Below are 14,068 nucleotides of genomic sequence, written 5' to 3' on the forward strand. Positions count from 1 at the left end.
CGCGGTGGGAGTCGCGCTGGCCACGGCGGGGACAGCGGGCGGCGGTGGCACATAGGCGAAGGCCCGCACGGGCTCGATGTTCTTGAGCTTCAGCTCCCCCATGTCGCTGAACTGGACCTTCAGCTTGCGCAGGTCCTCCCAGGCGCGCGCCGAGACGCAGATCCCGCCCGGTTCCGCCACCCCCTCCAGCCGCGCGGCGATGATCACGCCGTCACCGAAGACGTCATTGTCGTCGATGATGATGTCGCCGACGTTGATCCCGATCCGCAGGATGATCTGCTTGTCGCCGGCCACGCCGGTGTTGCGCTTGGCGGCCGCCCGCTGCAGCTTGCGCGCGCACTCGAACGCCTCGACCACGCTGGCGAACTCGCCCAGGAAGCCATCGCCCAGGGTCTTGACCACCCGGCCCCGGTGTTCGGTGACGATCGGCCGGATCACGGTCTGGATCAGCGACTTTATCTGGCGGACCGTGCCCTCTTCGTCCCGGCCCATCAGGCGGCTGTAGCCGACCACGTCAGCCGCCATGATCGCGGCAAGGCGCCGCTCAACCCTCATGACCCCTCTCCCCCGCCCACAACCGTCCAGGGCCGAGCTTACGGGATAACGTGGTTTACAGGAAAGGACATGATCCCAGGGGACGTTCGCCCGGGACGGAGATCAGCCCTTGGGGCATGCCTCGATGGGAATATGCCGGATCTGGGCGTCCAGGCCCAGGATCTGGTTGCTGGCCTCGTTCGCCCTGGTCGCCACCGGCGCGAAGGCCTCGAACTGGCTCTTGATCCGGAACACGAAGCCGCTCTGCCGGCCGTTGTATTCCTGGCCCAGCACATTGAGCGCCGATAGATAGGCGATGGCGATCTCGTTGTTGCGGTAGGCCGTGGTGTAGGCCGGCTTGAACACATTGTTCAGATAGTCGATCTCGGCCTCGACCGAGCAGAACTTGGCCGGCAGGGTCAGCACCGGGACCGCCTCCAGCTGCGGCGGCGGCGGCATCACGTTCTCGCCCAGGCTGGCGATGGTGAAATGCATCTCCACGGGCGGCGGCGCGGCGGCGGGCGGCGGGCGCGACAAGGCCGGGCTGGGGGTGACCGAGGCGACCTGCAGCGGTGGGGCGGCGGCTGGCGGAGCTTCCGCTTGCGGCGCGGCGGCTGGCGGCCCGACCGGCGGGGCGGTGACCTGGGCCGGGGGCGCCTGAGCCGTCGGCGCGGTCGGACCGGGCGTCGGGGCCGGCGAGGCCGCTGCCGGGACCGGCAGGGAGCGATAGACGGCGCCCGGCGGCCCGGTGTTGTCCGCCGCGGCCAGTCGCGCCACCTCCGGAGCCGGCGCCGGCGCGGCCTGCACGGGTGGCGGCGCGGCCGCCGCGTAGATGGGGCGCCCGGTGGCGTTGAAGGTGAAGTCCTCCGCCAGGTCGCCGAACCGTTGCGGCGCCTGGCGGTTGGAGGTCTGGGCCCGCACCTCGCGCAGGATGCTCTGGTAGATCTTCTGGATCGAGGCGTCAGGCACCGACAGGGCGTGAGTGAAGGCCACCGCGAACACGCTGTTCTTGCTGGCCCCGCCGCCCGCATCGACGCTGGCGTCCTCTGCCACGTCGCCCGACGACGCCGAGAACAGCACCAGGGCCCCGACCGGCGGGCTGAGCGCATGGGTGCCGGCCACCGCGCCCTTCACCCGCCGCAGGAACGGATTGTCCCGGCAGGCGTCGAACACCACGATGACCCCGAAGGTCTGTTTGTCGGAATAGAGCATGTCCAGCGGGATGCCCTGGAACTGGACCGCGGTCGGGGTCTCCAGCTTGACGTCCACCGGCAGCATATAGTCGCGCCCGTCCGCCTCGATACCGTGGCCGGCGTAGTAGATCAGCACCAGGTCGCCATCGCGCACCCGGCTCATGAACCCGCCGATCAGGTCGCGCATGCCGCTCTGGCCGAGGTTCTTGTCGCTGGTCACCTGGAAGCCGAGCCCGGTGAGCTTGGCGGCGACCGCGTCGGCGTCGGCCTCGGGGTTATCCAGCACCCCGCCGTTGGTATAGGTGGCGTTGCCGATGACCAGGGCGATGCGGCGGCCCGGCTGGGCCTGGGCATAGGCCGGCGACAGCGCCAGGACCGACAGGATCAGCGCAAGCAGCGCCGAGGCCACGAATTTCGCGGCCAGCATCGATGTCGGCCTTGTCCCCCGTTCCCGGAGCATTGCGCCCCAACCCCCATGAACGCACTCACGCGCCGTCTATACATTACCCTGGCCGACGTGCGTGAAGAAAGCCTGTTCGGTCCTCAGTCCTGATCTCCGGACGCAGTTGCCCGCCCGACGACCTGCTCGCCTCTGCGGCGAGAAGCATTGAGATTACGGCGGCGCGAGCGCTAAGGTTGCGTTGGCTGTTCGGGGGAACATCGAGATGCGGATCACCGGGCTGGTGACACTGTTGGCGTGCGTGGTCGCCGTGGGCTCGGCGAACGCCCAGGGCGCCAGGGCGGATTATTCGGCCGACGACTTCGTCAAGGCCATCCTCACGGGCCCGCAGCCCTGCCCCAAGGGCATGAGCGCGGAAAGCTGCGAGGCCAATCCGAAGACCCGTCGCTTCAGCCTCGCCGGGCCTTCGCCGTCGGGCAGCGCGCCCGCGCACCGCCCAGCGGAGGCCAAACCGCAGCGTGGCGCGCCCCGGCTGATGAGCGCCCTCGCCCAGCCCGCCAAGCTGACCCCCGCCGACGTGCTGGTCACCTTCGCCAAGGGGTCTGCCGAGATCACGCCCCAGGGCCAGGCCAACCTCCAGAGCATCGCCGCCGGCCTCAACAAGCCCGCCCTCGTCGCCCTGCAGTTCGAGATCGCCGGCTTCACCGATGTGTCGGGGTCGGCGGTCCTGAACAAGGCGCTCTCCCAACAGCGGGCCGACGCGGTGAAGGCCTATCTGACCTCGCTCAGTGTCAGCCCCAGCCGGCTGATGGCGGTCGGCTACGGCCCCGACCATCTGATCGATCCCGCCGATCCCACCTCCGAGGCCAACCGGCGGGTGGAGCTTCACCGCCTCAACTGAGGCTGGCCTCCGCGCGACGGCTTGACGGACGCCGCGCCGTCGGCCCATGCCCCGTGCATGCTGCTCGTCGAAAAGCCCCTGGACGGCGTCGCCGTCGTCACCCTGAACCGGCCCGAGGCCATGAACGCGCTGTCCCGCGACCTGCGGGCGGCGCTCCGGAAGGCCATCGTGGCGCTGGACGAGGACCCGGCCGTCCGGGTCATCGTGCTGACCGGGGCCGGCGAACGCGCCTTCACCGCCGGCCTTGACCTCAAGGAGCTGTCCACCGATCCGCTAGGCATGGGGGCCGCCAACGCCACCGACCCGTCCGAGAACCCGGCCCGCGCCGTCCTGGCCTGCTCCAAGCCGATCATCGGCGCGATCAACGGGGTGGCGATCACCGGCGGGTTCGAGGTGGCGCTGGCCTGCGACGTGCTGATCTGCTCAACCAACGCCCGCTTCGCCGACACCCACGCCCGCGTCGGCATCACCCCCGGCTGGGGCCTGTCGCAGAAGCTCAGCCGCTGCATCGGGCCCTACCGCGCCAAGGAGCTGTCGCTGACCGGCAACTTCCTGGACGCCAAGACCGCCTACGCGTGGGGCCTGGTCAACCGCGTGGTCGAGCCCGCCGAGCTGATGCCCGCCGCCCTGCAGCTGGCCGCCCAGATGGCCGACATCGAGGGCGACATGCTGGTCACCTACAAGGCCATGATCGACGACGGCTACGACCTGCCGATGGGCGAGGGCCTGCAGCTGGAGCACCAGCGCTCGGTCGTCCACAACGCCGCCGTCACGCCGGAGATGGTCGCAGCCCGCCGTGCGGCGGTGCAGGCGCGGGGGCGGAACCAGTAGGATCAGGCGCGCGGGGTCGGCGGCGGATGCTCGGTGGCGGCGATCATCCAACGCCGGCGCGTAGCTCAGGTGGCGTGGATCGCCAAGTTGCTCCGGCGGCGCAAAATCCGGGTCGGCATAGACAAAGCCGCCGCCCCGCTCTCCGATGAGCCCGCTCGCGCCGAGGTCCACCAGCACGGGCCCGCCGCGCCCCACGACGACATTCGCCGGCTTCACATCGGCATGCACGAGGCCGGCTTCATGCATGGCGCCGAGCGCTTTCAGGACAGGGCCGAGCAGCTCCCGGAGGGGAGCTTCGCCAAGGCCGCCGGGCCGGGCGGCGATCATGTCCTCCAGCGTCGGGCCCTCGACGAACCGGGTCACGACATAGGCCGTGCCGTCAGCCTCGAAGGCGTCGACCGGCCGCGCCAGGGCCGGATGGCCGACCCGGGCGAGCTTCTCCGCCTCCTGCAGAAACTGATGCAGTAGCTGTTCGGTCGAAACCCCTTCGATGGTCGGCGGGTGGCGCACGCCGGTTTCGCCGCGCGTCGAGGCGTCCTGGACGAAGAATTCCTTCACCGCCACCCGAAGGCCGGTCGCGGCGGACACCGAGTCGTAGACCGTCGCGTAGCGGCCCCGGGCGATGACGCGTCCAAGGATGAAGCCGCCCACCGTCTTGCCCGCGCCGTCGGAGCCCATTCTTGTCGCGGCCTCACTCAGGCGGCGATTGTCGTCCAGGACGGCCGCCCGCGCAAATTGCGGGCGCGGCGCGGCGCGCGATGGTCAGCGACGGCAACCTTGGGCATGCTGCGGCGGGGCTATTCCCCGCCCCGGGGATCTTGAAACATGAACCGCAGACTTCAACTCGCCACGCTCGCTGGCGCGCTGGCGCTGGGCGCCGCCGTTGGCCACGCGTCCGCCGATCAGCCCCACATGCAGGCGGCGCTGGACTCCCTCAAGGCCGCGCGCACCGAACTGATGGCGGCCACAGCCGACAAGGGCGGCCACCGCGTCGCCGCCCTGCGCGCTACGAACGAGGCGATCAAGGAGGTCCAGCAGGGTATCACCTTCGACCGCACCCACTGATCGACCACCCACCAACGCAAAACGCCGGCCGCGGTGACGGCCGGCGCTTCGAATGCGCGGATCGGGCTAGGTCGGAGCCTAGTCTTCCTTCGGCGTCAGGACCTGGCGGCCCTTGTACATGCCGGTCTTCAGGTCGACGTGGTGCGGCCGCTTCAGTTCGCCCGTTTCCTTGTCTTCATGGAAGGAATTGGGGCCAAGCGCATGGTGCGAGCGGCGCATGTTCCGCCGCGACGGCGAGGTTTTGCGTTTAGGAACAGCCATCGGAGGTCTCTTCGGCGGTAGAAATGGATACGGCGGCCGCCAGGACAGAATCCCAGGCCGCCGGTGAGCGCGGGCTTATGCATGAAACCCCGCGCGCGATCAAGCCGCCTGGATTATGCTTTACAGTGTCAGCCAATAGCGGGGCGCTCATGCCACAGGACCTGATCTTCGGACCCATGGGCGCGCTGGCGCTCCTCACCTTCACCGTCCTGGGGTTCATCCCGGCCACGCGGTTCCGCGCGGGTTTCGCGGGCCAGGTCACGTCGGACGACTTCAAGCTCGGCGAATCGGCCCGGGTCCCGCCCCAGGTGGCAGTGACCAACCGCAACTACATGAACCTGCTCGAGCTGCCGATGCTCTTCTATGTGGCGGGGCTGATGTACTTCGTCGCCGGCCGGGTGAACGTCACCGTGCTGATCGTCGCCTGGGCCTACGTCGCCCTGCGCGCGATCCACTCGCTGATCCACCTGACCTACAACAAGGTCACCCACCGGCTGGTGGCCTTCGCCCTGTCCAACGCCGTGCTCGCGGCGCTCTGGATCCTGTTCTTCGTCTAGGGCCATCCTCAACACCGCTCATCCCGGCGAACGTCGGGACCCAGATGGCATGGCTCAGATGTGGCCTCCAGGCGCATTGAGCCCGTCCAGCCCGCCTCCCAGCTATCGAATCCGGGTCCCGGCCTTCGCCGGGATGAGCGGGCATCGTTGCCTATGTCATTGAAATTTCAGAGGTCCGACAGTGTCTGGGCCCTGGCGCGCCGCTAGGGCGCGATGCTGGCGCCGTCCACCAGGATCAGGTTGCGGCTCAGCGCCTTGTCGCGAACCTCGAGCGCCGTGGCGTACTCGGGCGAGGCGTACCAGCGCCGCGCGGTCTCCATGTCCGGGAACTCGACCACCACGATGGCCTTGGGGTCCCAGGCGCCTTCGAGCACCTCGATCGCCCCGCCACGGGCCACATAGCGCCCGCCATAGAGCTTGATCGCCGCCGCCGCTCGCGAACGATACATCTCCCGTTCCGGCGTGTCGTGCAGCACGAGGTCGGAGATGATGTAGGCGGGCATCTGGGACTCCTCAGACCAGCCGGCTGCGGTCCCGCGCCGCGCCGATGAAGCTGGCGAACAGCGGATGCGGGTCGAACGGGCGGCTCTTCAGCTCCGGGTGGAACTGTACGCCGACGAACCAGGGGTGGTCCTGGCGCTCGCAGAGCTCGGGCAGCACGCCGTCCGGCGACAGGCCGGTGAACTTCAGCCCGGTCTTCTCGATGGCCTCGCGGTAGGCAATGTTGACCTCATAGCGGTGCCGGTGGCGCTCGGAGATGGTGGGCGTCCCATAGATTTCCGCCACCCGGCTGCCCGGCGTCAGCACAGCCTCATAGGCGCCGCGGCGCATGGTGCCGCCCAGCTCGCCGCCCACGGAGCGGAATTCCTTCTCGTTGTCGCGCACCCATTCGGTCATCAGCCCCACGATGGGTTCCGAGGTCGGGCCGAACTCCGTGGAGGACGCGGCCTTGATGCCGGCGATGTTCCGCGCCGCCTCGATCATCGCCATCTGCATGCCGAAGCAGACGCCGAAATAGGGGATGGCGTGCTCGCGGGCGAAGCGCACCGCGTCGATCATACCCTCCGAGCCACGCTCCCCGAAGGCGCCCGGCACCAGCACGCCGTGCACCCCGGTCAGCCGCTCGCCGATCAGCGCCTCTTCCTTCTCGAAGGTCTCGCCCTCGATCCAGTCGAACTTGACCCGGACGTTGTTGGCCACCCCGCCGTGGATCAGCGCCTCGATCAGGGATTTGTAGGCGTCGGTGAGCGCGGTGTACTTGCCGACGATGGCGATGTTCACCTCGCCGTCGGGATGGCTCAGGCGGTGGGAGATCTCCTCCCAGCGGGCCAGGTCCGGCTTCGGCGCGGTGTCGCTGAGGCCGAAGACGTCCAGCACCTCGGTGTCCAGCCCCTGGCGGTGGTAGTCCAGCGGCACGGCGTAGATGTTGGACGAGTCCATCGCCTGGATGACCGCGCTGGGCCGCACGTTGCAGAACTGGCCGATCTTCCTGCGCTCGCCCTCGGGGATCGGCATCTCGCAGCGGCAGAGCAGGATGTGCGGCTGGATGCCGATCGAGCGCAGCTCCTTCACCGAGTGCTGGGTCGGCTTGGTCTTCATCTCGCCGGCGGTCTTGATGTAGGGCAGCAGGGTCAGGTGGATGAAACAGGCGTGGCCGCGCGGCAGTTCCTGGCCCAGCTGGCGGATCGCCTCGAAGAACGGCAGGCCCTCGATGTCGCCCACCGTGCCGCCGATCTCGACCAGCACGAAGTCCACGCCCTCGCCCGGATCGGACAGGACGAACTGTTTGATCTCGTCGGTCACGTGCGGGATCACCTGCACGGTCGCGCCCAGGTAGTCGCCCCGGCGCTCCTTCTCGATGATGGTCTTGTAGATCTGGCCGGTGGTGATGTTGTCGGCCCGCGTGGCGTTGACCCCGGTGAACCGCTCGTAGTGGCCCAGGTCCAGGTCGGTCTCGGCGCCGTCGTCGGTGACGAACACTTCGCCGTGCTGGGTGGGGCTCATCGTGCCCGGGTCGACGTTGAGATAGGGGTCGAGCTTGCGCAGGCGAACGCCATAGCCGCGCGCCTGCAACAGCGCACCGAGCGCGGCGGACGCCAGACCTTTACCCAAGGAGGAGACCACGCCGCCGGTGATGAAGATGTACCGGGCCATGGGCGTCCAGAGTAGCCGCGATTCGCTCAGGCGCCCCCGGACGATTCGCCGCTATCCACCGATTACTTCCTGGCCGGAGTGGCCGGGGCCGCCGCCGACGGGGTTGGGACTTGGTCGCCCGCCGGGATCGTGCCGAACGGGCTGTTGATCGTCGGCGTCGGGGCCTGCAGCGGCGCGGGCGCGCTGCCGGCGGGGCCGGGTTGGGCCGTGCCGGCCGGCGGCTCGGCCGGTTCCTTGGTCAGTTCCGCCGGGTTGATCGCATTCACCTTCAGCCGGTCGACAACCGAGGCGGCGCCACGCTCGCGGCCGGCCACGATGGTCAGCAGCAGAGCCAGGACGAAGAAGATGGCGCCAAGGATCCAGGTCGTCCGCGTCAGCAAGTCGCCGGCGCCGCGCACCGACATCAGCGATCCGGTGCCGCCCGTGACCAGCCCGCCGCCCTCGGAGCGCTGCAGCAGCACCACGACGACCAGGAAGAAGGCGACGATGACCTCGATCACCAGCAGCAGGTTCAACAGCATAGGCGGACTTTCCGGACCTGACGGGCGGACTTAACCCCGCCGAAATGAAGCGCGCGCTCTATCACCACACCCGCTCCAAGGCCATAGCTAGTGCGCCGCACCCCGCCGACCAAGACCCGATGATTCTCGACCTCCACCGCCTACCGATCCTCGAAACCCAGCGCCTGCGGCTGGAACCGCTGACCGTGGCGGCGGCCGGCGACCTCTACCCGCTGATGGGCGACCCGGAGGTGATGGCCTTCTGGGATGTCGCAGAGATCGACGATCTGGATCTCGTCGTCCAGATCGTCTGGGCCCAGGTCGAGCGGATGGAGGACGGCCTGGATGTCCACTGGGCTATTCGCACCCTGGATGGCGGCGCGTTCCTGGGGGTCTGCGACCTCTCCGACATTGATCGCTGGCACCGCCGCGCGGAGATCGGCTTCATGCTCGGCCGCGACGCCTGGGGCCACGGCTACGCGCAGGAGGCGATGCGCAACGTGATTGCCTTCGCCGGCGCCAACGGCCTCCGCCGGCTGGCCGCCCGCACCCACCTGGGCAACCGCCGCTCCGATGTCCTGCTGCAGAAGCTGGGCTTCTCCGAGGAGGGCCTGCTGCGTGGCCACATCCTCAAGGACGGCGAGCGCCGCGACTGCCGCCTGTTCGGGCTTCTACTGTAGCCGGTCGGCGCCTATTTTCCCCGGATGACCAACCCCATTGCGATCACCGGGTTCGACCACATCGTCCTGCGGGTCCGCGACAAGGACGCCATGCTGGGGTTCTACGTGGACGTCCTCGGCCTCAGCGTCGACTGGGACCGCCCCGAGCTCGGCCTCACCCACGTCCGCGCCGGCCCCCAGATGATCGACCTCGTCACGCTCGACGGAAAGCTGGGCCGGCTGGGCGGCGCGGCGCCGGGCGCCGAGGGCCGCAACCTCGACCACTTCGCGCTGCAGGTCCGTCCCTTCGACGAAGCCGCCATCCGCGCCCACCTGACCGCCCACGGCGTCACCGTCGTGGAGGAAGGCCCCCGCTACGGCGCCGACGGCGACGGTTTCTCACTCTACATCCGCGATCCCGAGGGCAACACGGTCGAGCTCAAGGGACCGAGCGTCTAAACCTGCATCATTCCCCGCTCATCCCGGCGAAGGCCGGACCCAGATCCGAAGCGGGGACGCGGGTCGGGGGGGCTCAGCGCGCCTGGAGCCCACATCTGAACCCTTCACTCTGGGTTCCGGCCTTCGCCGGGATGGGCGGCATGGCGCACGGATTCTAGACTGCCCGGATGATCCCCAGGAAGTCCGCCGCCTTCAGGGACGCCCCGCCCACCAGGGCGCCGCCCACTTCGGCGGCGTGCAGGATTTCGGCGGCATTGGCGGGTTTCACCGAGCCGCCGTAGAGGATCGGGACCGCCCGCCCCGCGTCGCCGAACAGCGCCACCAGAGTGGCGCGGATCGCCCGGTGGACCTCCTCGATCTCCGGGGTGGTCGGGGTCAGGCCGGTGCCGATGGCCCAGACCGGTTCGTAGGCGACCGAGAACGCCTGGCCGGCCAGTTCCGCCGGCAGCGAGCCGCGGACCTGTCCCGTCACCACGCCCAGGGCCTCGCCGGCCTTGCGCTGCGCCAGGGTCTCGCCGACGCAGACGATCGGCTCCAGGCCGGCCCGCAGCGCCGCCCGGGTCTTGGCGGCCACCAGGGCGTCGGTCTCGCGATAGCCGGCGCGGCGCTCGGAGTGGCCCACGATCACCAGCACCGCGCCGGCGTCCGCCAACTGCTCGGCCGCCACATCGCCCGTGAACGCGCCGTCAGGTTCCGCGTGGCCATCCTGGCCGCCGACCAGCACCGCGGTTCCCGCAAGCGCCTCGCTCATCCGGTGGATCAGGGTCGCGGGGGGGCAGATCGCCACACGCGCCGGCGTCGCCCCCAGGCCCGCGGCCACCGCCTTCGCCTCGGCCAGCGAGGCGGCCAGCCCGTTCATCTTCCAGTTTCCGGCGATCAACGGCCGTGGCGCGGTCATGCCCCCTCCTGGGATGTCAGCGTGAGCCCGGGCGGTTAAGCCAAGCCGCTGCGGCTGTCACGCGCTTGCCCCAGCGAAGCCCACTCCACTATACCGGCGCGCACGCTTCGCCGCAGGACTGGACCCGAATGCTCTCTTCTATCCGCAACTTCGCGAAATCCTGGCCCGCCAGGATCCTGATGGCCATCCTGGCCGTCAGCTTTGTCGGGTGGGGGATCAACCGGACCGGCTTCCAGGCCGTGAATGGTGACGAGGTGATCCGGGCAGGCTCGCGGACCACGGACTCCTTCGTCTTCAAGCGCGAATACGACAACTACAAGAAGCGTCTTGAGGGGCAGCAGCAGGGCCAGCCGATCCCGCAGGATATGGCCGAAGCCAACCACCTCGACACCGTGGTGCTGAACGGCCTGGCCACCCGCGAGGCCTTTTCCGAACTGCTGTCGCGCTCGGGCATCCACCCGTCCGACAAGCTGATCCTGGCGCAGCTGGAGAAGATCCCCGCCTTCTTCGACCCGATCACCGGCCGCTTCGACAAGAAGACCTACCAGCGCCGGCTGGCGGACAACAGCATGACGCCCAAGATGCTGGACGCCGAGATCCGCGACGGCATGGCGGCCCAGAACTGGGGGGCTGGCCTGCAGAACGGTCTGGCCGTGCCGCGCGCCTACGGCGCCCTGGGCTCGGTGTTCGCGCTGGAGACCCGCGACCTCAGCTACTTCCTGGTCACCCCGCAGAGCGTGCCGCAGCCGCCGGCGCCCACCGACGCCCAGCTCGCCGCCTTCGTGGCCGAGAACCGCAGCCGCCTGAGCCTGCCGGAAATGCGGCTGATCACCGTCGTGGCCTTCGCCCCGCCTCCGCCCGAGTCGCTCGGCCCGGTGGACCCGGCCGCGCTCAAGAAGCGCTACGACTTCCGCAAGGACACGCTGTCCAAGCCCGAGACCCGCACCCTGGTGCAGATCCCGGCCAAGACCCCGGCGATCGCGGACCAGGTCGTGGCCCGCCTCGGCCGCGGCGAGGCGCCCGCTGCGATCGCCAAGTCGCTGGGCGTCGAGCCGGTGGAGTTCGCCGACAAGCCGGTCACCGCCATCCCCGACCGCAAGGCCGGCGTGGCGGCGTTCAAGATGATGCCGGGCCAGGTCGGCGCCGTGCAGGGCGACCTGGGTTTGACGGTCATCAAGGTGGTCTCGGTGACCGCCGGGCGCGAGATCACGCTGGAGGAAGCCCGTCCCATGCTGGAGGCGGAGCTGCGCAAGACCATGGCCGCCGAGAAGGTCTACGCCCAGGCCCAGGCCTTCGACGACGCCCACCAGGGCGGCGCGACCCTGGCCCAGGCCGCCGCGAAGGCCGGCGCCGAGGCCAAGACCCTGGGCCCGATCAGCGCCCAGGGCGTCGACGCCCAGCACCGCCAGCTGCAGGGGTTCCCGCCGAAGATCCTGCAACTGGCCTTCTCGCTGCCGGCCGGCGGCGAGAGCGAGATCACCGAACTCGGCAACGGCGTCTCCTTCGCCGTGCGCGTCGAGAAGGTGATCCCGGCCCATGTGCCGCCGCTGGACGAGATCCGCGCAGACGCCACCCGCGAGTGGCAGCTGCGCGAGCTGGTCAAGGCCATGGAGACCCGCGCCACCGCGCTCAGCGCGCGCATCGACAAGGGTGAGGCCCTGGACGCGGTCGCCGCCTCAGCCGGCTATGCCCCCGTGAAGGTCGCGGCGCTGTCGCGCCAGACCGCCCAGGCCCATCCCGAGGTCCCGCGCGAGATCCTCGGCCGAGCCTTCGGCTCGAAGCCTGGCGAGGTCTGGACCACCCGCGCGCCCAACGCCCTGGCCGTCGGCCGGGTCGAGAACGTGCACATGGACCCCAGCCCCGAGGCCGCGCGCCTGGCCGAGACCAACCGAGCCGAACTGAGCGCGGCGGTGTTCCGCGAGATGGCCGAGTCCGCCCAGGCCTATTCGCGCACCAAGCTGAAGGTGAAGGTCGACGCCGCCCGCGCCCGCGCCGCCGCCGGCTTCGGGCCGCTCTCCAAGGACGGCGCCAAGCCCGCGGAGAAGAAGGGGTGAAGACCGAGCCGCCGCTCGAGGCCTTTCGGACGACCTATGACGGCGGCGCCCCCCAGGTCGTCTGGACGCGGCTGATCGACGACCTGGAGACGCCGGTCTCGGCGTTCCTGAAGATCGGCCACGGCAAGCCCTACGCCTTCCTGTTCGAGTCGGTGGAGGGCGGCGCCTTCCGCGCGCGGTACTCGATCATCACGCTGAACCCGGACCTGGTCTGGCGCTGCCGCGGCGATCAGGCCGAGGTCGCCACCGGGGCGGACATCGCGGCCGGCCGGTTCACGCCGCAGGTGGGCGGGGCCTTGGACAGCCTTCGCGACCTGCTGGCCGCCTCGCGCATCCAGCTGCCGGACGGCCTGCCGCCGATGGCGGCCGGCGTGTTCGGGGCCCTGGGCTACGACACCATCCGGCTGGTCGAGCGGCTGCCGAACGTCAATCCCGACCCGCTGGGCCTGCCCGACGGGATCATGGCCCGGCCGTCGATCGTCGCCATCTTCGACGCCATCGCCCAGGAGATCGTCCTGGTCACCTCGGTGCGTCCGAACGGCGCGCCGGCGGCCGAGGCCTATGCCGCCGCCGAGGCCCGGCTGGCCGCGGTGATCGCCGACCTGCGCAAGCCGACGCCGCCGCTGCTGGGCACGGCGCTGCCCGAGCCCGACCGCTTCACCACGCCCGTCGACCGCGAAACCTACCGGGGCATCGTCGAACGGGCGAAGGAATATGTCCGCGCCGGCGATGTCTTCCAGGTGGTGCCCAGCCACCGGTTCCGCGCACCCTTCCCGCACGACCCGTTCGCCCTCTACCGGTCGCTGCGGCGGACCAATCCCTCGCCATTCCTGTTCTTCCTGGACTTCGGCGACTTTCACCTGGCCGGGTCGTCGCCGGAGATCCTGGTCCGCCTGCGCGACGGCAAGATCACCATCCGCCCCATCGCCGGCACCCGTCCCCGCGGCGCCACGCCCGAGGAGGACCGCCGCCTCGAGCAGGAGCTGATCGCCGACCCCAATGAGCGCGCCGAGCACCTGATGCTGCTGGACCTGGGCCGCAACGACGTGGGCCGGGTGGCCATGCTGAAGCAGAAGGGCGCGAACGAACCGCCGCCGGCCAGCCGCGCGCCCCGCGTGCGGGTCACCGCCAGCTTCTTCGTCGAGCGCTACAGCCACGTCATGCACCTGGTCTCCAACGTCGAGGGCGATGCGCCAGACGGCCTGGACCCGGTCGACGTGGTGATGGCCGCCCTGCCCGCCGGCACGCTATCGGGCGCGCCCAAGGTCCGCGCCATGGAGATCATCGACGACCTGGAGAGCGAGAAGCGCGGCCTCACCTATGCCGGCGCAGTCGGCTATTTCGGCTCCGACGGCTCGGTCGACACCTGCATCGTGCTGCGCACCGCGCTCTTCAAGAACGGCATGATGTACGTCCAGGCCGGCGGCGGCGTGGTGGCCGATAGCGACCCCGACGCGGAATACAACGAGACCCTCCAGAAGGCCCAGGCGCTGCGCAGCGCGGCAGAGGAAAGCTGGCGGTTCATCTGACGGCGCGGAACGGAATTGACCTCCGCGATGCGCGATGCGAAGCCGGAACCATGCGCGGCCGAGGCTTGAGCAC

15 protein-coding genes and 1 pseudogene are annotated in these 14,068 nt (G+C 69.9%); 8 read left to right on the plus strand and 8 right to left on the minus strand.

The features are described from left to right. On the minus strand, positions 1 to 555 hold a 555-nt coding region (locus tag Q0R13_RS18935; RefSeq protein ID WP_293906879.1), incomplete at its 3' end, for an adenylate/guanylate cyclase domain-containing protein. A gap of 102 nt (positions 556 to 657) precedes the next feature. Beyond that, on the minus strand, positions 658 to 2,154 hold the full coding sequence (locus tag Q0R13_RS18940; protein ID WP_293906881.1) for a caspase family protein: 1,497 nt from the start codon (positions 2,152 to 2,154) through the stop codon (positions 658 to 660). 238 nt (positions 2,155 to 2,392) lie between these two features. On the opposite strand from Q0R13_RS18940, the gene Q0R13_RS18945 reads away from it, so the two are divergent. Beyond that, positions 2,393 to 3,028, plus strand: coding sequence for an OmpA family protein (locus tag Q0R13_RS18945; protein ID WP_293906883.1), 636 nt, complete (start codon positions 2,393 to 2,395; stop codon positions 3,026 to 3,028). A 57-nt stretch (positions 3,029 to 3,085) separates the two neighbouring features. Beyond that, positions 3,086 to 3,859, plus strand: a complete 774-nt coding sequence (locus Q0R13_RS18950) for an enoyl-CoA hydratase (protein ID WP_293906885.1) — start codon at positions 3,086 to 3,088, stop codon at positions 3,857 to 3,859. 123 nt (positions 3,860 to 3,982) lie between these two features. On the opposite strand, the pseudogene Q0R13_RS22665 reads toward Q0R13_RS18950, so the two are convergent. Beyond that, a pseudogene (locus Q0R13_RS22665) lies at positions 3,983 to 4,537 on the minus strand (protein kinase); the annotation flags it as partial. A 147-nt stretch (positions 4,538 to 4,684) separates the two neighbouring features. Between Q0R13_RS22665 and Q0R13_RS18960 the strand changes: the two are divergent. After that, positions 4,685 to 4,924: a hypothetical protein gene (locus Q0R13_RS18960; protein WP_293906890.1), complete on the plus strand. Its 240-nt coding sequence runs from the start codon at positions 4,685 to 4,687 to the stop codon at positions 4,922 to 4,924. Positions 4,925 to 5,002: 78 nt separating this feature from the next. Here Q0R13_RS18960 and rpmF read toward each other — a convergent pair whose 3' ends face one another. Continuing rightward, positions 5,003 to 5,185 carry a 50S ribosomal protein L32 gene (rpmF, locus tag Q0R13_RS18965; protein ID WP_068875442.1) on the minus strand — a complete coding sequence of 61 codons (183 nt, stop codon included), beginning with the start codon at positions 5,183 to 5,185 and terminating at the stop codon, positions 5,003 to 5,005. 149 nt (positions 5,186 to 5,334) lie between these two features. Between rpmF and Q0R13_RS18970 the strand changes: the two genes are divergently transcribed. Then, on the plus strand, positions 5,335 to 5,742 hold the full coding sequence (locus Q0R13_RS18970) for an MAPEG family protein (protein WP_293906892.1): 408 nt from the start codon (positions 5,335 to 5,337) through the stop codon (positions 5,740 to 5,742). A 203-nt stretch (positions 5,743 to 5,945) separates the two neighbouring features. Here Q0R13_RS18970 and Q0R13_RS18975 read toward each other — a convergent pair whose 3' ends face one another. The 3 genes from Q0R13_RS18975 to secG form a co-directional block, all read right to left on the minus strand. Beyond that, a complete protein-coding gene (locus Q0R13_RS18975; protein WP_293906893.1) occupies positions 5,946 to 6,245 on the minus strand; it encodes a DUF1330 domain-containing protein in 300 nt (99 codons plus the stop codon). A gap of 10 nt (positions 6,246 to 6,255) precedes the next feature. Further along, positions 6,256 to 7,896, minus strand: a complete 1,641-nt coding sequence (locus Q0R13_RS18980; protein WP_293906895.1) for a CTP synthase — start codon at positions 7,894 to 7,896, stop codon at positions 6,256 to 6,258. Between the two features lie 62 nt (positions 7,897 to 7,958). Further along, complete coding sequence (gene secG / locus Q0R13_RS18985) at positions 7,959 to 8,417, minus strand: preprotein translocase subunit SecG (RefSeq protein WP_293906897.1); 459 nt, start codon at positions 8,415 to 8,417, stop codon at positions 7,959 to 7,961. Between the two features lie 44 nt (positions 8,418 to 8,461). On the opposite strand from secG, the gene Q0R13_RS18990 reads away from it, so the two are divergent. Both Q0R13_RS18990 and Q0R13_RS18995 read left to right on the plus strand, forming a co-directional pair. Then, positions 8,462 to 9,076, plus strand: coding sequence for a GNAT family N-acetyltransferase (locus Q0R13_RS18990; protein WP_293906899.1), 615 nt, complete (start codon positions 8,462 to 8,464; stop codon positions 9,074 to 9,076). A 24-nt stretch (positions 9,077 to 9,100) separates the two neighbouring features. Beyond that, the gene (locus tag Q0R13_RS18995) at positions 9,101 to 9,514 is read left to right on the plus strand and encodes a VOC family protein (protein ID WP_293906900.1); all 414 of its coding nucleotides are present in this window, start codon (positions 9,101 to 9,103) and stop codon (positions 9,512 to 9,514) included. Positions 9,515 to 9,668: 154 nt separating this feature from the next. Here the strand turns inward: Q0R13_RS18995 and tpiA are convergent, their stop codons facing one another. After that, a complete protein-coding gene (gene tpiA / locus Q0R13_RS19000; protein ID WP_293906901.1) occupies positions 9,669 to 10,412 on the minus strand; it encodes a triose-phosphate isomerase in 744 nt (247 codons plus the stop codon). 128 nt (positions 10,413 to 10,540) lie between these two features. On the opposite strand from tpiA, the gene Q0R13_RS19005 reads away from it, so the two are divergent. Further along, the gene (locus Q0R13_RS19005; RefSeq protein WP_293906902.1) at positions 10,541 to 12,466 is read left to right on the plus strand and encodes a peptidylprolyl isomerase; all 1,926 of its coding nucleotides are present in this window, start codon (positions 10,541 to 10,543) and stop codon (positions 12,464 to 12,466) included. Beyond that, positions 12,463 to 13,995 carry an anthranilate synthase component I gene (gene trpE, locus Q0R13_RS19010; protein WP_293906904.1) on the plus strand — a complete coding sequence of 511 codons (1,533 nt, stop codon included), beginning with the start codon at positions 12,463 to 12,465 and terminating at the stop codon, positions 13,993 to 13,995. The genes Q0R13_RS19005 and trpE overlap by 4 nt, the downstream gene beginning before the upstream one ends. The last annotated feature ends 73 nt before the right edge of the window (positions 13,996 to 14,068 follow it).

Origin of the sequence: Phenylobacterium sp. (assembly GCF_025351295.1) — a bacterium.
Lineage (GTDB): Bacteria > Pseudomonadota > Alphaproteobacteria > Caulobacterales > Caulobacteraceae > Phenylobacterium.